Source organism: Blautia stercoris (genome assembly GCF_054657695.1).
In genome coordinates, this window is the sequence record NZ_BAAHYF010000001.1 from 1,828,107 (window position 1) to 1,848,558 (window position 20,452).

Consider the following 20,452-nt stretch of genomic DNA (forward strand, 5'->3'; position numbering starts at 1 on the left):
GCAGTTAGCTTCTGTTCTGTCAAGATGTGGTTTCTATTAGATTTGCACTATTTTAGGTGCTCTTTTAAATTACAATCTCGTAACAACATGAGCCATCTGAAAACAGATAGCCCATGTTTCACTTCCTTGTATTTACTTAGTTTCGACTTCTTCCTCCTCGAGTTCTTTCACAGCCTGCTCATATTCTGTTTCTGAATATATCTGTAAAATTTGTTGCTTTGTAGCCTGAAATACTTTTATCATATTTTTCACTGCTTTGATATTTGCTTTTTCCGATGCCTCTTTTGCTGCTTTTTCTGCTGCAATCTCTTCATATTTTTCCATTACATCACACACTGCGTCTAAACCTCCTTTTTCATGTTTTAAAAATTTCATTTGCTTTGAAAACTCTGGAAATTTCGGAGCATCTACTTCTTTTTTCAAGAAACAGGTCATTAGTGTCATTAGTTCTGAGAGTTCTGTTCCATCTTTTATCTCTGTATTTACAAAGATTCTCTCCAGACCATCCTTTACTTTTTTTCTGTTTCTCGAACTACTCTGTCCATATGATATTTTGTATATCCTCCATGAAACACATCAAATTCAGAAATATAAACCACATATAAATCTTCAAGTTCTCTGACTTTATCTCCTCTTTTGGTACGACATTCTTCTCTTTTGATTTGTTTTTGTTTCACTTCATTAACATGAATTTCACCAGTTTCAAAATATAATTTCATTTAAAGTTCAACTCTATAATGTTGAAATTCTTTCGCCATGAGAGAATAACATCAGAAAGAAGAGATACAAAAAATCTCAAATGAAAGGAGGCTTTTATATGTGGTTCTTAGGTTGGTCAGTTTGTTATTCTGCTCTTGTTATTGGGCACGCCGTTTCTTCTTGTAGAAGAAGATAAAAGCTATTTAAAATTATTAATTATTCAAACGAAAGGAGGCTTTTATATGTGGTTCTTAGGTTGGTCAGTTTGTTATTCTGCTCTTGTCATTGGACATGCTGTTTCTTCTTGCAGAAGAAGATAAAAGCTATTTAAAATTATTAATTATTCAAACGAAAGGAGGCTTTTATATGTGGTTCTTAGGTTTATCAGTTTGTTACTCCGTCCTTGTTGTCGGTCACGCTGTCTCTTCTTGTAGAAGATAAACATTTCAAAAAACGCCCAAAAACATATTCTGGAGATATAGCCCACAAAGCTATATCTCCATATCCAACAGGAGATTGTATTATGATAGATATAATAAATTTAACTAAAACTTTTAATGGTCATCCAATTTTAAATAATTTAAACTTAACAATCGAATCTGGTGAAATTACAGCTTTAGTAGGAAAAAATGGAGCAGGAAAAAGTACATTAATCCGTTCTATCTCAGGCTTATTAAAACCTGATTCCGGTGAAATTCAAATCAAAAACAATTCTCAAATTGGTATTTTAATGGGTGGTGAAGTTAATCTTTATCGAAATCTGACAGCTTATGAAATTATTCATTATTTCGGAAGTTTGCACGGAATGAAGAAAAAAGATATCAATAAAAAAATGGCTGAACTCGACGAAGTTCTTAACTTCAAGAATTTTATAAATCAAAAAGCTTATACTTTCTCAAGAGGCATGAATCAGAAAGTTGCATTTATCATTTCACTTATCCATAATCCTGATATTTTATTACTAGATGAACCTTCTACAGGATTAGATCTTGAGGCTTCTAATGATGTAATTAATTTTATTAAATACCTGAAAACTCAAAACAAAACTATATTAATAGCAACACATAATATTTTTGAAATTTCAGATCTAAGTGACAATATTGCATTTTTAAGCAATGGAAACATACAACAAAAAATCAGCACCTCTCTATTCTTTAAAAATTGTCCTCCTGACAGAAAAAATGACTACATTATTAAAGAATTAGATGGAAGAAAGGATTTGTAAAATGAAAGAAAGTATCATTATATTAAAAAAAGAATTACTTGAAATCTTTCGAGATAAAACTTGTATCTTTATTTTACTTATGCCAATACTTACTTTGCCTATTTTCATTATAGGATTAAATACCTTAAAAACTAATACTCATCCTACTAGTACTACTAACATTTGTATTCAATCCGATTCAGAACAATCTAAAAATCTTTTTAATCAATTTATCTCAGAAAACAATACTCTTAGAGTTCATATAATAGATTCTTCAAATCCTGATAAACTTCTTCAAAATGGAGATATTACTTGTTATATAGCTATATATAATCAAAATATTGATTTTATTTATAATTCAAATTCTTATGCTTCATTACTGGAAACAACAAAATTAGGAGATAGTTTTCAAAAATTTTATAATACTGCATTAAGTGAATCACAAGAGAATATTCTCCAAATGAACTTAAAGGATGAAAATCATATTTTAGTTGATGCAACCTCTTCTATTTCCAATATTATTCTTCCGATTTTACTATTAACCTTAATTCTCAAAAGTATCATCACTTTTTCCAGTGATCTATTTGCAGGAGAAAGAGAACGAAAAACCTTAGAATTATTGTTATTATCTGGAGTAAATCGAAAATCTATTTACTTTGGTAAGACATTAACTTTATTTCTTTTATCTTTATTAAACTTGCTATTAACCTTTTTGGGATTTTTTATTTCTTCATTTTTCACAGATTCTAAAAGTGCGCAGCTTAAATTTATGATCGTTGGAAATACTAATTTTAATATCGCAGGTATGATCTTAACCCTCATATTTTTATCTGTAATTGCTGTTTTTTTGACATCAACTACTTCTATGATATCCAGAAATTTAAGAGCTTCTCAATCATTCAATAGCATTATATTTTTAGGAATAATTGGCACTACCGCTTTAGTTTCTCTAGGATTTATTCAATGTCATTCATTATTCTTTAAATTCATTCCTATTTTAAACCTTATTTTTTGTTTCAATCACTCTTTTATCGGAATAATAACTATTTCTGAACTACTATTAGGACTATTTACAAACATTCTCTTTATTCTTTTACTAATTTTTATCGGAATTAGATATATTAACACAGAAAAAATCCTCTAATTCTCCCAAACATAAGGTGTTTTCGGATTCTTTTATTCTACCTGATAGCAACCCAGAAAACTCCGTCACCTTTGATTGCAAAATAGGTATATGAAAGATTTCTTCTCCATATACCTATTTACTTTCTCTATTTACTTATTTTCAGCTTCTTCCTCCTCGAGTTCTTTCACAGCCTGCTCATATTCTTTTTCCGAATATATCTGTAAAATTTGCTGCTTTGTAGCCTGAAATACTTTTATCATACTTTTCACTGCTTTAATATTTGCTTTTTCTGATGCTTCTTTTGCTGCAATCTCTTCATATTTTTTCATCACATCACACACTGCGTCCAGACCATCCTTTACTTTTTTTCCTGTTTCTCGAACTACACCGTCCACATGATATTTTGTATATCCTTCATGAAACACATCAAATTCAGAAATATAAACCACATATAAGTCTTCAAGTTCTCTGAATTTATCTCCTTTTTGGAAGTCTACAACAGCTTATACTTGCCGCATTATATCTTACCCTCTTTAAGTGATTATCATTATTCAAGCGCTGTACCTCGATATTACATTTCGTTCCATTTCCAAGTGTACATAATGCATCCAGTCTTACCGAACGCCCATATAGATTTCTTTTACTGTTCTGTACAATTACATCTTCTACAACTAACTTTTTATCGCTTAATATCACTCTTAGTATTTCTTGGCAAAATGCTATATCATCTGCCAGCGTTTCAAAAAAGGCATCATCTATTGGAGGAAAATCACGAACTTTTTCCTGCTTTTCCTCCAATGTAAGCTCTTGCTTTTTTGCCATTTCCAACTCCTTTTGGTATAATGCTTATTCTTCTGGTTTACTTTTATTATATCATGATAGCACTTTATTACAAACCAATTTTTCGCTTCTAATAACATAAATCTGCTGTAAAATCTTAGTTACCGCTTAACTCCCTTTTTACTTTCCAATTAATTTCCTGCATTTTTCCCAAAAACTAATCTTCTTATCTTTATCTTTTTGATTTTGCTCCTCCATCATTTTCATATCAAATCGTTTTGAAAATGCCTCGATATTTTTACAATATGGACCAGATGGTTTAATCGCAAATACGATTCTTTTAAAATATTTTTTATACCCCATTTCATAAATCACTTCATAAAATGCCTGTGCAACAACCTCTGGAGGATTTTTAAATGCTCCACACCCAAACGCTCCTAAAATAATTGTCTGCACTTGATTGATTATTGCTGCATCCAAAATGTTTTTTATCCTTTTTACAAATATTTGTTTTAATTCGTTTCCTTCAATTATAATACTCCCTCCAAGGTATGGCGCAGCGCATGTAATCACATCTACTTGAAACCATTCATTTTCCGGCATCAAAACAGGAACTGGACTATCATCTTTAAAAACAGTAATTCCTGGACTGTAAATCATTCGGTCCGTAAACCAATTCCCGCCTCTTTTTGCATGATAAAAATAATAATCCTCAAATACCTTTTCATCTTTCAAACACTGATACAGGTTACTGCTTCTACACAAGCACTCTTCCTGTGCCTTAGCACCATTTTGTACTCCACCTCCTGGATATTTCGGGTTTGCAAAATTCAAAACTGCTACTTTTCCATCTTTCAAATAATTCCTAGCCGAATGAAATGTCGTATCTATCTCAACCTTAACTTCTGCATCATTTAACGCTTTCATTGAATCTTTGTATGCAATCTTAATCTCCGAGGCAATATCTTCTTTGAATACTCTGGTATTTTGAATTGCTTCTCTTGTCACATCCCAAAGTTCATCCTCTGATATTTTTAATGTATCTTGAAAACAAACTATTAATTTATTGTAATCCATGTTTTTTCCCTTTCGTATTCTAATCTTTCATATCCTAAAAAACCTGCAGAGATTTCTCTCCACAGGTTCTTAAATTTATTCTTCTACTTGTTCTATTTCTTGAACTGTTTTTTCCATATCCGATTCTATTTCCTGATTTTCTGTTGATTCTGGTTCATCTGCTTCTTCTGTATTCACATCTTCAGACTGCTGTTCTTCTATATTCTGTTCTGTTTCTACATTTTCATCCTGTTTTAAATTCTGCTCACTCTCCTGTGTTTCTTCTTGAATTACAGATGGTGCTTCATTTTGCAATTCATTTTCATTTGCACTCTGAACAACTGGTTGAGATTCACCTGTTTCAGAATAACTCTTTGTAGAACTACCAAGCGATGTCCAGGTAAAATTTTCAAATGAATATTTCTTTAATTCATCTGCACTATTAGCAGAGAATACATATTCCAGCTTTGTTCCATTTAATTTATAAAATGGCCAATACCAGGCAGACGGCATAGGTCTTGTTTCTGGTGATCCGGCAATCATATTATAAGCTGATGAATATCGGAATCGACCATAGCCATACATTTCATTCACATTTACAACATTTTTTTGGCTATCCAGTACAAATGTCCATGTTCTAAAAAAGCCTAATCCATCAGCAGAATCAATTAATAATTCAGAAACATTATCTGCGTTTAAATCAGTAATAACATAAGACAAATTTGAATACCCACTTGTATATTTTTTATAACTTCCCCCACTTATAAATTCATTTAATATCTGTTTATCTGTCTTTGTTCTCGTCTTAGTCCATCGTCCATTTGCATCTACATAATAGTTTCCAATCCAGGTATTTGTCTTGAGTGAACCATCATTTGTGCCACCAAAATAATACCAATATCCATCAATTTTCTGCCATCCGGTCTTCATTGCTCCATCATTTGCTCCGCCCAGATAGTATTTCTTTCCATAGATAGTTTGCCAACCAGTTTTCATTGCTCCGTCATTGGAATGACCGAGCCAATAGTAGTATTTTCCTACTTTCTGCCAGCCAGTTTTCATCGCTCCATCATTCGAACCGCCAAGCCAGTAATATTTTCCATATACTTGTTGCCATCCAGTTCTCATCACACCATTACTTCCAAGCCAGTAGTATTTTCCGTACACTTTCTGCCAATAAGTTTTCTTTGCTCCGTCGTTTCTTGCCCCCAGATAATACCATCTGCCATCTACTTTTGTCCAGCCGGTATCCATATATCCGCCGGAATTAAAGTGATACTGTTTTCCATAAATCGTTTTCCACTGATTTTTAGGATAGCTGTAGTCATTTTCCTGCCACCAGTAGCCATTTTTGTTCTGCTTCCACCCTGCCGCCTGAACCGTTGCAGGTACCATAGAAAATGCAAGTGTTCCGGCAAGAATGGCTGTCGCCAATTTTCTAATTATTTTTTTCATAAATGCCTTTTCTCCTTCTAATTTTTCTTTTTCTATCTCATTGTTATAATTTTACACTTTTTTGTTTTGCGTTTACAATATGTGTCAGAGGTTGTAGTCAGTTTATTTTATATTAAAAAACCTGCAGAATCATCTGATATGCACCTTATCTCAAAGGAAATCATATCAACTTTCTCTGCAGGCTCTTTTCCTGTTTTTCTATCTTCTTACTCTGCTCTTTTTCCACACACGGTACAAAAGACAGAGTCATCATCTAATTTAGCTCCACACCCAATACAAAATCTTGGTCTTTTTGGTGTCTGCACTTCATCTGGTCTTTTGAATGTAATAGAATTCACTCTCATAGTTGCTTCTTCCGCATTTTCATCTGCTTTTCTTACTTCTTCTCCACAATTAATACAGAATCTGACATTATCAGCAAGAGTCGTTCCACAATTCGGGCAGACATTTTTAGCTGGATTTTCCCATTGTTTTTCAAGTTCTTCCTGCTGTGTCTGCGCTGTATGTTCTGAATGAACGGATACCGTTTTCTCTAACGACACCTTTTGTGAAGTTTTTTCTTCAGTCTGTTCGACCGGATTTACATTTTCAAACATCACATTCTCTTTGGCTGGCTCTTCTTTTTTTACAGGCATACCACATTGAATACAAAATGCCACACCATCCTGTAATTCAGCTCCACAATTTGTGCAGACTTTTTTGAGCCCATTCACCTGTGGCTGTTCTTTTACAACTGGATTTGGATTCATCTGCGGTTGCACTATTGCATCCAAACTTGGACTTTGTGACTTTGCTGTTGTATCTGATACTGAATTCAATTGTGGCTGTGGTGTTACATTTGGAACGGGATTTATCGGTGGTTGATGTGTCACTTCTGGAACTGGATTCACTGGCGGTTGTGACGTTCCAAATGGCACTGTATTCTGGTTTACCTGTGGCTGTCGTGTCTCTGGCACAGGCTGATTCATCTGTGGCTGTGGAGTTGGATTTACTGGTGTTTCTTCCACATAAGGTGTTCCACAGCTTGTGCAAAAACGAGCATTTGGTGCTACAGTTGCTCCACATTTCTTGCATCTTCTTCCAGAATTAACTGCTGGCTTTGGCTGAATTTTTGGTATCTGAGCTCCACAAGTCATGCAAAATGCAGCTCCTGCTGCCACTTCCGCTCCACATCTCTCACATTTTTGAACGCCTCTGATATCCATAATTTCCTGTTTATACCGTTCAACTTTTAATTGGGAAGCCTTGAGTGCATTTAATAAATCTGCAAATCCAGCCTCATTATCCCGACCATGTAATGTTACATAAGTCTGACCGATTTTAAAATAGATTTCTCTGATTCGATTTTCTTCTTCCGATACCATAGAATTTAATCTTGTAATATCAGACACTCCCTTTACCTTTGATACTACATTTGCTGTTGCATCCGTTGCTTTTTTTTCAAAATTATCCCAAAATGCCATTATTACTCCTCCCATGAATTTTTCGTTATTTCTATTTTAAAACAAATCTTGTTTTCTGTATATTCTTTTAGCGTATTTTTTACAATTTTATTTCTCCCAAAACTTGCTGAATGAAACTTCCAAATATATTAATGGGTATGAGAAATAAAATTTCCCCATACCCAAATCTTTACTCTGATTTCATTCTCTTTTTTGCTGAATTCAACATCACCAAAATGGAGGATACACTAATTGTAACTGCTGAAACAATCAAATAAGCACTCGCTGTATATAAGACATAATCTATTGTTCCATACTCCAATCTTGAATAACTGTACATTCCCGCCCCAAAAATTCCAAGCGATAATACAATGCTCATAATTGCATTTACAGCTGTACTCTTATTCTTAACCAGCTCAATTAAACTGCTTCCTGCAAGAAATACAATTGCAATAGGTGGAAGCATATAATACACAATTCCCATCTTAGAAGACTGCATCAGCATCATTGCAAAACTCTTATAATAGATTCCTGAATAAATCCATCCCCCCGCCAATACTACATACAAGAATCCAATTAATGCACTCATTGCTTTTTCTGATTTCTTCATATCACTTGTCCTCCTTTGTCTTTCTGTCTTTATTAAACCACGATGAGATAGTTTCAACATTATAGGCTTAATGATAGTTTGAAACCATTCTTTGAAAACGTGAAACTATAGAACCTAAAGTCTCTGGATTTTTAATTAATAACTTTTTCTTCTTTTGGCGATTTATTTTCACTATTATCACTCTGCGTTTCACATTCCTGTGTATCCTTCGAATCGTTCTCATTTAATTGAGATTTTTCTTCTTGAATTTTATCAGTTTCAGTTATTCTTTCCTCTAAATTTGTTTCTTCTTTCTGTTCATCTTGATCTTTCTTTATTTCGGAATCTTTATTTTCTTCTATAATCTCTTGTTCTTTCTCATTTTGAGTAACTATTGGAGTCTCATCTTCTTCTGCTGAAAACCAATCAACACCTTGTGGCCAGTTATTTAAATACCATCCTTTAACACATCCTGAACTGTTAATATAAATTGTTAATGCATGCAATGTTCCATTTATCTTTTTTGTATAACCATTTTCACCGTTCCATTTAAATTTATTTTCCCAACCAGCGTTCCTTAGCATTACATCTGAAGAATTTTCGCTATCTCCTATACTAATTCCATTCAATCTTATATAATCTGCACTTTCATTTTTCATACTAAACGGTTCAAATGAATATCCTTCTTGCCATTCCAAATAAAACCCATCTTTCACATAAGAATCGGAACTTCCAAATTGCCATGACCTTGTCTTTTTCATTCCTAACTTGCTTACTAAATTCTTATAATTCGTCAAATAATTTTTTATATCTACTACAGTTTTTGATTTGTCCCATCTTCCATTCGCATCTACGTAATAATTTCCAACCCAAGTATTTGTTCTTAAAACGCCTTCATTTGATTCCCCTGTTTTTCCAAAATAATAATCATATCCACCTATCTTCTGCCAGCCAGTCTTCATTGCTCCATCATTCGCACCGCCAAGATAATATTTCTTTCCATATACCGTCTGCCAGCCTGTTTTCATCGCTCCATCATTGGAATGACCCAGCCAATAATATTTACCATACATTTTTTGCCAACCTGTTTTCATCGCTCCGTCATTGGAACTTCCTAACCAGTAGTACTTATTATAGACTTTCTGCCAACCTGTTCTCATTGCTCCGTCATTTCCAAGCCAGTAATATTTACCATACACTTTCTGCCAGTAAGTTTTCTTTGCACCATCATTTTTACTGCCAAGGTAGTACCATTTTCCATCAATTTTTTTCCAGCCTGTATCCATATATCCGCTGGAATTAAAATGATATTGTTTTCCATTGATAGTTTTCCATTGATTTCTCGGATAACTGTAATCATTTTCCTGCCACCAATATCCATTTTTATTTTGTTTCCATCCAGCTGCCTGAACCGTTGCAGGAATAACCGCAAATGCAAGTATTCCGGTAAGAATTGCAATTGCTACTCTCTTAATAAACTTCTCCATACACCGACTTCTCCTTTTTTATTTTTCGATTTTATTGCTTTAATTTTACCTTTTTGAAGCCCATTTCCACAATATGTGTCAGATTTTGTAGGCAAACTTTATTTGCCTTTAGACGCAAAAAATTTTGCAATAAAAAACAGACATGCAAAGATTTCACTTTCTACATGTCTGTTTCATACAAGAGTTTTTCTAATCCCTCTTTTCCTATCTGCTTTACTATATACCCTCGATAGTTTTAAGTTTCACGTGCGATATATTCAATTAATGCGCAAACATAAAAGTAATCATTTCTTTTTCCGTCATATTTAACCTCACTTTTCAAGAACTTCAAACAATCAAGGGCAGAAAGTATGTGAAAACTAATCTGATGAGTTGGATGTGTGAACTACTCAGCTACAAGTAACCGAGTAGTTCACTTATAATAGATTTATTATATTTTCACAACTTAATCTTTATTCTTCAACCAAGTAAAAACGGAGTTTTCTGGCTTTTTTATTGCCACTAATGGCAAACCAGAAAACTCCGTCTCTGTTGGTTTTTAACTGTTGGTTATTATTCAATTACTGAATTCTGCTAGGTGCTTCATCTACTTTTTGATAATTTGCATTTATCCATGTTTCACTTTGTGTACCATTAGTCCATGAATAATATTGTCCATCCTGACATGTTACCTGTATCTGCATTCCTGATTGAGTCGGTGTAAATTTAAGTAAAAATTGTTTTTTGGAACGATTTCCCTGAACTACATACTCACTCTTTCCTGATTCCCAATGAAAAAAGAAATCTTCATCCGAAGAACTTGCTCCATAATTATGCCAGAACATTAATTGTGCATTGTTATAATCTTTACTATTGTTCATAATTGATAATTCTGATAAATATTCTCCATTTGAATAGCGATATTTTGTTTCATTCCATTTTCCATCTGTACCTACATATACACCATATTCGTTAATCCAGGTGTCTGTTTTGAGTGAGCCATCATTTGCTCCACCAAAATAATACCAATATCCATCAATCTTCTGCCAGCCCGTTTTCATCGAACCATCATTTGCTCCACCAAGATAGTATTTCTTTCCATATACCGTCTGCCAGCCTGTTTTCATCGCTCCATCATTGGAATGACCCAGCCAATAGTATTTACCATACACTTTTTGCCAACCTGTCTTCATTGCTCCGTCGTTGGAACTTCCTAACCAGTAGTACTTATTATAGACTCTCTGCCAGCCTGTTCTCATAGCACCGTCATTTCCAAGCCAGTAATATTTGTTGTAAACTTTCTGCCAGTAAGTTTTCTTTGCACCATCATTTTTATTGCCAAGGTAGTACCATTTTCCATCAATTTGTTTCCAGCCTGTATCCATATATCCGCTAGAATTAAAGTGATATTGTTTTCCATAAATCGTTTTCCATTGGTTTTTCGGATAACTGTAATCATTTTCCTGCCACCAATATCCATTTTTATTTTGTTTCCATCCAGCTGCCTGAACAGTTGCAGGAACAATGGCAAATACAAGCATCGCCATCAAAAATGCAATTGATAGTTTCTTAATCATTTTTTTCATTGTATTCAATTCTTTTTCTTTTTTCATAGGCTATTTTCTCTTCTCCAATTTATTAAAGCAGTCCCGACAATTCCTCCATATTTATATACCATTTTCGTCCTACTTTGATAACTGGAACGGACACTGTCTGTGAATCTGTTCCTAAATCTGTTTTCACTGTAAACTTTACATCAACTGATTTTGCAGCAGAGACTTTCACACCATACTCTTCACAGTCCTCTTTGATGTCCTTTAAGTCATCACCTTTGATATCTTCTGCATCACCAATCTTATAATCAATATCTACGTTATCTCCCAACAAATCGTAAATATCCATGTCATCCAGTTCATCCTGAATTTCGCTAATTGCTTCTTTTTTATCTACATCAGCGTAATCCATGTAAGCATCTGGTATAACGCTTAAAATTTTCTCTGCATCCTGATTCAGTGAACCTTCAATCAGATTCTCTACTACTTTCTTATATCCTCCTCGTCCTCCAAGTAAACTAAATAATAAAAATACAACAACTACCACAGCTGCTGCCGGAACTATAATTTTAAGTTTTCCGGTTTTCTTTTGAGGGGTTACAATCGGTGCTGATACCTCGTTTTGATAGACAAAATTGGAATCCGGCTGCACTGGCTGTTCCTGCCATTGCTGATTCTGGTTCAGATTTTGATTTCCACCACCGCCATCAAGTCTTGCTCCACAATTTTGGCAAAACATTGCATGGTCTTCATTTTTCGTTCCACAATTTCCACAAAACATACGCTTATCCTCCTTTATTTGTTCTTCTGATTCAATTAAATTATACTTCACCTATCCCAATTTTGGCTACTTATTTATTCGCTTTTATTTGTTGAAATTGTATTTTAATTCAATTCATTTTCTTCTGTTGATTCAGATTCCTGTCCATCCTCTGATTTATTCCCCTCTGCCTGAGAATCTTCCTCCTGAATTTCACTATTTTCTTCTGCACCAACAAATTCTTGTGTTAACTCTTCTTGTTTTTCTGGACTTTGTTCTTCTGAAATTTGTTCTTCTACAGACTGAATATTTTCTGTATCCCCTTCACTTTCAGCTGGAACTGCACTTTGAACTACCGGTTTACTCTCATCGTCCTGATTATACCTGATTCCACCTATCACATTTCCATTTGAATCATAATAAACTCTCGAGAACGTGACCCTGTCACCATATCGGCTGTTTTTCTCTACATCAATCTGCATTCCTTTTGTTCTAAATGAGTATACCATTCTACCATTGTGTTGTATTGTTTCATTCAATTTCCAGCCTTGTTTTTCCAGAGTTGTTTTAGCATCTTCAACCGATTGTCCAAAGTAAACACCATATACACTGTATTTTGAATTTGCAGAGATTATTAAATATTCGACATACTTCTTATCCTGGTCGCTGTCCCTATCAAAAAAGACTACTTTATTCTGTTTATCTCCATATACAATAGCACTCACTTTCTCATTACTATTCAGATATTCTTTCAAATCTCTTTTTCCATTCCATTTTCCAGAATCGTTCACATAATAATCTCCAATGTATGTATTTGTTCTTAAAACACCTTCATTGGATTCTCCGGTTCTTCCAAAATAATAATCTGAACCGCTAATTTTTTGCCAGCCTGTTTTCATAGAACCATCATTTGCACCGCCAAGATAATATTTCTTTCCATATACAGTCTGCCAGCCACTTTTCATATCACCATTTTTTCCAAGTAAATAGTATTTGCCCCCTACTTTCTGCCAGCCTGTCTTCATTGCTCCGTCATTAGAACCACCAAGCCAATAATACTTTTCATATACATTTTGCCAGCCTGTTCTCATAACTCCATCTCTTCCAAGCCAATAATATTTTCCTCTTACCTTTTGCCAGTAAGTCTTCTTCGCTCCATCATTTTTTCCACCAAAGTAATACCATTTTCCATCTACCTTCGTCCAGTCGGTATCCATATATCCCTTTGAATTAAAATGATACTGTTTTCCATAAATGGTTTTCCACTGATTTTTCGGATAACTGTAATCATTTTCCTGCCACCAATACCCATACTTGTTATGTTTCCATCCTGCTGCCTGAACGGTTGCCGGTACAACTGCAAAAATAAGTGTTGCAGTAAGAAATGCAAATACCATTTTTTTGATAAATTTTCCCATGCTCTTTCCTCCCTCTTAAGCTTTCAAATGTAAATGATTCAAAAGAGACACCACGTCGGTGCCTCTTTCTACGCTCATTCTTTTTATTTGCTGTATTTTTTTCTAACTATCATAACCACAACAATTATTGCGCCTATTAAACCCAGTGCCATTCCCGGGAAAAAATATCCAGCAAGTATCTTAGATATTACTTTACCTTTATCAAGACCACCAATGACGTTTCCATTGATAATAACAAAGAGAACTTCTGCCCATGACAAAACCACAATGGCAAGTGGATTGAGCAGACTTCTTTTTTCTTTCTTCAGACCATAGAAGCCGAGTCCGATAACTGCCAGCATTATTAATAACGGAATAAAATAGATAATTATCTGTACTCCTGCCGGTCTAAGTTCTGGTTTCATTCTGCAAAATATATAAATGCTTCCAATTACCCAGACAGCCGCTGCTATGATGTAAAGCCCCTTAAGAACCATATCTAATCCTGTGCTTAATTTTGTATTTTCCTCGATGCTTTTATTTTTATAAGCTGCCAAAACAATCAAAATTGAAGCTAAAAATGTAACTAATGCCGGAACAAACATTAAAGAGGCTATCTCTTTATTTGCACCTTCAAGACCATATATCAAATATACCAGTGACACTCCTGCAAGAATCATTGCATCTATAAGTTTATATGCCTTTTTTGATAAACGAAGCACTCCGCTCACAAGAATAGCCATTATTAAAACTACTGCGAATGTTCCAACTGTGCTCTTATATTCTGCCACAACACAAAGCAGCTCCCAGCAGACCCATATAATTGCTAAAAGTATATAAACTACTTTAATTATATTATTTAATGCTTTTCCTGTTTTTTTCATTTAAAATAACTCCTGTTCTTTTTCTCTGCCTCTGCTCTATTGCTACAGGATAACTTTTTAGATCTATTACATAGATTAACAGCCTATTTTAATGATTTAGCTTTTGAAAGGATATTTTTTCTTTTTTATTTTTCTGTCTTCTTTTTGATTACCGCTAATATAAGAGCCACAAATCCTGCTCCGATTGCTGCCAGAGATTTAAAAAGATAAAACACGGCGATATATCCTGCACTTCCAATCTCTATATCTCCCTCTGCACTTCCCATAGAAACACCCGACATCACCAAAGCAATCATCATTACAATTGGTAAAATCAAAAATACAACCGCATCAAGAACTTTATATTTCTCTTTTTTCAAACGATTAATTTCTATTCCGACAACAACTAACATCAATAATAACGGAACAAAATATAATACGCTGCCTGATGTCGACATAACTCCTTTTGCTGTTCTAAATTGTAATATACTTGAAATCAGCCATCCTGCTGCAACAACTGCATAAATTACTGTGATTACATTACTTAATGTTTTATTTGATTTTTCCATAATAAAATAACTCCTTTTCTTTTTTTCTGTCTCTGTAAAAACCTCTTTTATCCTCCCTTATCAAGGTCTTTTATATAGAAAAGAGCTATCCTATTTATTTTGAAATCAAACTGACTACAATATGACTTTTGTGGAGTTAAGCTAGCTTTACCCCCCCCCTAAAAGTAATTTGTCTTTTCATCATCCTTCTCCTTTTTTACATTTTTTCTGATATATTGCTATAATTTTAACTTTTTTTGTACATTTTCACAATACGTGTCATATTTTGTGGTCAGTTTTTATTCATTTCTGACGCAATCACCTCCATCTTACTTAAAATTTAATTTTTTGTGTTCCTCCTTGTTTGTATCTTAATTAAACCATTTTCTTTCAATTTCAGCTTCTCTATATTTTTTGAATTTTGAAACTCTGTCTTGAAATTCAGATATAAAAAACAGAGCTTTCTGGCTGACCAGAAAACTCTATCGTTACTGCTTTTTACTGAAATTCTTCTATTCTTTCTTCGTATTCTGAAACTTTCATTTCAATATATTCCTGTACTGATATATAACCGTCTTTGTCTGTATCCGCTTCTGTAAATTTATCTTCTAGTCCTTCATACACTAAACATACTTCCACCGCTCCCTCTGTTCCATTTTCAACGACTGGACGTTCTGTAACAAGTAAATTCGGATTTTTTTCCCATTGTTCTCCCAATGATAAAAATCTACAAAGTTCAACAATATCTAATGTTGTTCCATCCTCATTAATTTCAACTCCTGAGTATTCATTCTGAAAATCATTCTCCCAAAAATCTTTAAATACTTTCTTAAAATCATCTGACATTTTATAATCTGTATTAAAAGACATTGTTTCAAAATTAATTGCCGAATCATGTTCTATATTGCAAGCATTTAACATTTCAGACCAACTTTCGCCTGTACCTGCACCATCATCTGTCGCTGTACAAGAAAGCTTCACTTCATTTGTTTTAAAATCGACCTGAACATGATATTCTCCATCTGGATCTTTTAAATCAATTGGTTTTCCCCCACTATTTGAACCACATGCAGTTGCAGTTCCAATTAGCATTGTCCCCGCTAAAAGTATAGAAACGATTCGTTTTCTCATAATTTTTCTCCTCTTTTTTATATTTTTCTTTATCTTTTTTATTTCCTATCTTAAAATTAGACACTCCCTCTGAAATCATAAGTTTCAAAACTATTCTAAATTGTAGTTAAAATTATCCATATCTTCTGTTTTTCCCCCTTCAAAGTTATGTCTATCGTAATAATTCTATCTTTTTCCCTATTACTTCACAATATGTGTCAAATTTTGTCGGCAAAATACCTTTTATTTTTATTCTTTCTCAAAAACCTGCGTATCTCCATCATCTACATTGTACTCACCTGTAACATCTTTATATTTTACCAATGTGAGTTCTAATTCTTTGCCATTTAAATCGTAAGTGTACATAGCAGTTACCGGAGTGCCCCATCCATCGCTATAGCTAAGATTTAGTCTTTTTGCTTTATCATCTATCTCATATTCACCATCTTTAGAATCTCCATCATCAATAATCGTAGCTGAACCAGAAAACCCATTTTTTTCCATTGGTTCATAAAAAACAATACCACCTTCTTCTCCCATCCAGGTTCCTTCAAGAGCTTTCATATCACGATTACTTGAACATCCACTTGTAAATACCATTACTAAAACTGCTAATGTTAAAATTCTTTTTTTCATAATAATTCTCCCTCGGTTTCTTTTGATTTTTCTTTTCAATTTCTATCTTTATTAAACCACCTTCTCCCAATTTCAACTCTCCCATCTTTTTCAAATTTTGAAACTCCTTGCTGAAATTCTGCACCACAAAAACGGAGTTTTCTGCCAAACCAGAAAACTCCGTCACTATCACTTTTCGCCACTATTAATTCTATTTTTCTTTTAAAATTTTTTCTGCCCTTTCCACGAGTTCTTCATAACTATAAAATGATACCGAGTAATATTTATCCAAATCTTTTACATATATTTTCTTTTTTTTGAAATCAACATCTCCATACGGAATACTTGCGTAGCGATAAATATTAAAATCATCATCATAGTAAAAAATATCTAATACATTACACTGTGCCCCTTCATCGGTAAATGAAATAAATTCTTGTCCAAGACTTAATGCAAAAAAATGCAATTCTTCATCTATAATAATTTTTGTTTTGCCTGTAGATTCCAAATTCAGTTCTTGTTGTTTTAATATGCTCCGTGTTTCAATATCCCATACTACAATTTCATCATACTGTTCATTATACACCAAAAATTGTTCATCATTATTAAAGAATCCATAAACCGTATTTTCCGCTTGATACATGGGAATTGTCAAAACAATTTCTTTATTTTTTCTGTCTGTTATAATGATTGAATCGCCTTCGACTTCTGCACTGTGCTTTGTTCCAACTACTTTCTCTCCCGCATTATTAGTTACATCATTTTCAAGTTCTGGTTGTTCTGTTCCTTCTTTTTTCATGGATTCATCGAACATTTTCTTCGAAAATATCAAATCGTGCGACTTAGCCTGAACAATTTTATCTGTCTCTGCATTATAATATACTTGATTCGTACTTGCATTCACCGTTAAAATTTTATCCCATGTCCCACTTATATACCGATAAACTATTCCATTATCAAGTCCAATTAAAAAATTATATTCATCTATTCTTTGAATACTTACAACATCAGCTTCAAACATTCGCTGAAATCCAATTTCCCAGTAACCTTTTTTTACTAAGATCAAATTTCCTGCATAACTAAAACCGACTATTCCATATAGCGTTCCAGAATCTATATATGCTTCTCCAAGATAAACACACCCGGCTGTTGGCGTATCTTCTGCCATTGTCACAGCAGTTCTCATTTTTTCACTTTGCCATAAAGCCTTTCCATCTTTAAGACTATAGATTTTCTCCTGTACTTCCATATCATAGTCTATCCAATCATATTCGATTACGGCAACAGCCTCTTCATCTATAAAACAAATTTTTGAAACATTTTTTTCACTGAATTTTTGTATTATTTTTCCATTTTGGGTATCATAAATATAAACTGTCGATTTTTGCCCTTCATCAACTTCCCGACCAAGCCTTTTTTTCGCTACTGCCAAATAATTTCCCTTTTCAGAATAAGCTATTTTGCTGACTTCATTAAGTTCCCCTGGATCGTTTGTTTCTTTTTCTGAAAGGTAATCATAAGTTTCCGAAAGCTCCCCTTTTTCCATATCATAAATAAACAGACTGATACTGTCATATTGGGCATTTTCTTTTTTGGTTTTATAACACACCGCTAATTTGTTTTTATACAAATCCATCGCCTGGTCTTTTTGATTCTTCTTTTTTGTTTTCACAATTGCTCCGCAGGATTGTTTTTCTACATCCAATGCCACAAAGTAATGTTCTGTTGCCATCACAATCGAATGGTTTCCGTTAAATTTGCCCCAGATAAAATTTTCCCCTGTCGTTTCAAAAACTTTTTCTGCATTAATTTTCCAGACCACTTTTTCTGTAGCTGTATCATAAAAATAAGCCTGACCAAAGGAATCAAGCGCAAAAAATAAATTTCCATCTGGACTGAAGCCATTTACCTCTGTTACTGCCCCATCCATGGTTTTCATTTTTTCTGGCTTATAAATATAATTACTTGAATGTTGATAGGTATAAAGTGCCTTATTTAAAGCATAAATCTGCTCTGGCACTATCGGATAAATACTGCTCTGTCCTTCTGACTGAACTTCAAGTGCTGTCTTTAGTGCATTTATCCTGTCTCCTCCGTCCAGATATCGTTCTGATTCTTCTGATAGGCCTTTCATTTGATTTATTAACGACTGCTGGTATGCCGTATTCACCTGATTTTTTTGATATGATGAATACATTCCAAAGGCGATTCCAAGAAACATCACTACACTCATTGCTGCAATTGCAATTTTCATTCGATATTCCTGATGCCGCTGTTTTAACTCATCATAAGGACACTGCAGGATTCCTGCTATCAGGCGTAAGAATTCTGCATCTAATTTTTTTAACCGTTCTTTTTTTGAATACCCTCTGACATCTGCTGCAAGCGGTTCAACTGGTTCTGTAATGATGTAATTTTGACCATTGATATCTGTTTTTATTTCTGTCTTTTCGCAGAGAATTGGAGGAAATACATCTTCCGGTTCTCCTTTTATTAATACCGCAAAGATACGCTCTTTTCCATGAACCCCTGCAAAATATTCTATCTCTCTTTGTACCCACTGAGATGCCCGTGATTCCGGTGAACAGAGCACAATCAGATACTCCGAATTATCTAATGCTGTGTAAATATTTTCTGTGAGGTTTGCTGAAAGCGGCAGTTCTTCCTTATCGCGAAAGACACGTTCTATTTTCTTTTTTCCTGTTATTTTTTGAATTTGAGAAGGAATCCGATAATGCTCCAGTTTTTTATGAAGTGCCTCCGCAATCTCTGCATTATCCTCTGCATGACTGTAGCTGATAAATGCATCGTACTTTTCCATTAATGCCATATTTCTTTCTCACTTTCTTCTTACAATGTACTCTTTAAATCTTTACTCCTTCACTTCACAAATAAACTTTACTCTGTAAATTTTAGAATCATACAAATTTTCTCTATCTTCTACACGCCCTTCATATAAAATAGAAAATGTTCCCTTATGATTCACTCCTATCGCTACCTGTGCGGTCATTCTTGCTCCTACTGGTACATAATCAGGTGAAGTAAGCTTTGATAATACATAAACATAATAGCTATACCCCATTTCTTTATCTGAATCTACAATTTGGCTATAAACTCCACTTAAATCAATACCTAATCCTGAAGAATCACTTTTATATCCTAAATTTTCATACGTATAATCTACAATATAAACTGCTTCTGGATTTTTATCTCCATCATAACTTGTGTCTGTATGTCTCTCCTCCGTTTCCGTCACAGAATTAATCGTAACCTTCCACAGTCCATCCACAGTCCAGGTTTCCCCTACCTTAATTTCCGGCACTTCATCTTCGTCCGTTTCCTCTTCCTCATCTTCAATTGAAACACCTTTTTCTTTTTTTACTTCTCCGAGCACGTTTTCCTCATCTGTTTCAACGCTTTGCACCGCACTTTTTTCATTTTTTCCAGTTACAAGCTGTTTCATTGTCAGCGAACCAATTCCAAGTCCCGCCACCAATGCGATTGCAATCCCTATTACTGCAAATGCCATTGGATTTTTCTTTATTCTTTCTTTTTTTACCCCATCCGTTTCTCTGATTTCAATTAGTGGTTCCCCACAAAAATCACAAACTTTCTTTTCGTCTTCAAATGCTCTCTTGCATTTCATACAAATTTTCAAATCATTTCCCCCTGTTTTCGACAATTTTTCTTTTATTTTACCTGTTTTTCTACTTTTGTACAACAAAAAACAGAGCTTTCCGGCTTTTTCTTCCAAAAAACTCTGTTCTGATTATATGTACTCTCATAATT

General features: G+C 34.0%; 20 protein-coding genes. 2 read left to right on the forward strand and 18 right to left on the reverse strand.

The window, feature by feature from the left end:
- Positions 1-132: 132 nt before the first annotated feature.
- Positions 133-336: a hypothetical protein gene (locus ACYQ2D_RS08755; protein ID WP_459785178.1), complete on the reverse strand. Its 204-nt coding sequence runs from the start codon at positions 334-336 to the stop codon at positions 133-135.
- Between the two features lie 173 nt (positions 337-509).
- Positions 510-719: a hypothetical protein gene (locus tag ACYQ2D_RS08760; protein WP_459785180.1), complete on the reverse strand. Its 210-nt coding sequence runs from the start codon at positions 717-719 to the stop codon at positions 510-512.
- A gap of 503 nt (positions 720-1,222) precedes the next feature.
- Here ACYQ2D_RS08760 and ACYQ2D_RS08765 point away from each other — a divergent pair.
- Together ACYQ2D_RS08765 and ACYQ2D_RS08770 are read left to right on the forward strand one after the other, a co-directional pair.
- Complete coding sequence (locus tag ACYQ2D_RS08765) at positions 1,223-1,924, forward strand: ABC transporter ATP-binding protein (RefSeq protein WP_459785181.1); 702 nt, start codon at positions 1,223-1,225, stop codon at positions 1,922-1,924.
- Position 1,925: 1 nt separating this feature from the next.
- Positions 1,926-3,047 (forward strand): ABC transporter permease, encoded by a 1,122-nt coding sequence (locus ACYQ2D_RS08770; protein ID WP_459785182.1) that lies wholly within the window; start codon positions 1,926-1,928, stop codon positions 3,045-3,047.
- Positions 3,048-3,178: 131 nt separating this feature from the next.
- On the opposite strand, the gene ACYQ2D_RS08775 is transcribed toward ACYQ2D_RS08770, so the two are convergent.
- From ACYQ2D_RS08775 to ACYQ2D_RS08850, 16 genes are all read right to left on the reverse strand, one after another.
- Positions 3,179-3,478, reverse strand: coding sequence for a hypothetical protein (locus ACYQ2D_RS08775; RefSeq protein ID WP_459785183.1), 300 nt, complete (start codon positions 3,476-3,478; stop codon positions 3,179-3,181).
- 25 nt (positions 3,479-3,503) lie between these two features.
- On the reverse strand, positions 3,504-3,851 hold the full coding sequence (locus ACYQ2D_RS08780) for a hypothetical protein (protein ID WP_459785184.1): 348 nt from the start codon (positions 3,849-3,851) through the stop codon (positions 3,504-3,506).
- A gap of 138 nt (positions 3,852-3,989) precedes the next feature.
- On the reverse strand, positions 3,990-4,886 hold the full coding sequence (locus ACYQ2D_RS08785) for a TIGR02452 family protein (RefSeq protein WP_459785185.1): 897 nt from the start codon (positions 4,884-4,886) through the stop codon (positions 3,990-3,992).
- Between the two features lie 75 nt (positions 4,887-4,961).
- Entirely contained in the window at positions 4,962-6,320 is a 1,359-nt protein-coding gene (locus tag ACYQ2D_RS08790; protein WP_459785186.1) for an N-acetylmuramoyl-L-alanine amidase family protein, read from the reverse strand.
- Positions 6,321-6,526: 206 nt separating this feature from the next.
- Complete coding sequence (locus ACYQ2D_RS08795) at positions 6,527-7,783, reverse strand: zinc ribbon domain-containing protein (protein ID WP_459785187.1); 1,257 nt, start codon at positions 7,781-7,783, stop codon at positions 6,527-6,529.
- A gap of 169 nt (positions 7,784-7,952) precedes the next feature.
- A complete protein-coding gene (locus ACYQ2D_RS08800) occupies positions 7,953-8,372 on the reverse strand; it encodes a hypothetical protein (RefSeq protein ID WP_459785188.1) in 420 nt (139 codons plus the stop codon).
- Positions 8,373-8,503: 131 nt separating this feature from the next.
- Entirely contained in the window at positions 8,504-9,838 is a 1,335-nt protein-coding gene (locus tag ACYQ2D_RS08805; protein WP_459785189.1) for an N-acetylmuramoyl-L-alanine amidase family protein, read from the reverse strand.
- 560 nt (positions 9,839-10,398) lie between these two features.
- Positions 10,399-11,430, reverse strand: coding sequence for an N-acetylmuramoyl-L-alanine amidase family protein (locus tag ACYQ2D_RS08810; RefSeq protein WP_459785190.1), 1,032 nt, complete (start codon positions 11,428-11,430; stop codon positions 10,399-10,401).
- Between the two features lie 25 nt (positions 11,431-11,455).
- A complete protein-coding gene (locus tag ACYQ2D_RS08815; RefSeq protein ID WP_459785192.1) occupies positions 11,456-12,151 on the reverse strand; it encodes a zinc ribbon domain-containing protein in 696 nt (231 codons plus the stop codon).
- A gap of 104 nt (positions 12,152-12,255) precedes the next feature.
- Positions 12,256-13,548 (reverse strand): N-acetylmuramoyl-L-alanine amidase family protein, encoded by a 1,293-nt coding sequence (locus ACYQ2D_RS08820; RefSeq protein ID WP_459785193.1) that lies wholly within the window; start codon positions 13,546-13,548, stop codon positions 12,256-12,258.
- An 83-nt stretch (positions 13,549-13,631) separates the two neighbouring features.
- A complete protein-coding gene (locus ACYQ2D_RS08825) occupies positions 13,632-14,411 on the reverse strand; it encodes a hypothetical protein (RefSeq protein WP_459785194.1) in 780 nt (259 codons plus the stop codon).
- 125 nt (positions 14,412-14,536) lie between these two features.
- Complete coding sequence (locus ACYQ2D_RS08830; RefSeq protein WP_459785196.1) at positions 14,537-14,959, reverse strand: hypothetical protein; 423 nt, start codon at positions 14,957-14,959, stop codon at positions 14,537-14,539.
- Between the two features lie 477 nt (positions 14,960-15,436).
- Positions 15,437-16,069, reverse strand: coding sequence for a hypothetical protein (locus ACYQ2D_RS08835; RefSeq protein ID WP_459785197.1), 633 nt, complete (start codon positions 16,067-16,069; stop codon positions 15,437-15,439).
- 228 nt (positions 16,070-16,297) lie between these two features.
- The gene (locus tag ACYQ2D_RS08840) at positions 16,298-16,684 is read right to left on the reverse strand and encodes a hypothetical protein (RefSeq protein WP_459785198.1); all 387 of its coding nucleotides are present in this window, start codon (positions 16,682-16,684) and stop codon (positions 16,298-16,300) included.
- A gap of 190 nt (positions 16,685-16,874) precedes the next feature.
- Positions 16,875-19,493 carry a toll/interleukin-1 receptor domain-containing protein gene (locus tag ACYQ2D_RS08845; RefSeq protein WP_459785200.1) on the reverse strand — a complete coding sequence of 873 codons (2,619 nt, stop codon included), beginning with the start codon at positions 19,491-19,493 and terminating at the stop codon, positions 16,875-16,877.
- Between the two features lie 42 nt (positions 19,494-19,535).
- Entirely contained in the window at positions 19,536-20,321 is a 786-nt protein-coding gene (locus ACYQ2D_RS08850) for a hypothetical protein (RefSeq protein WP_459785201.1), read from the reverse strand.
- Positions 20,322-20,452: the final 131 nt, after the last annotated feature.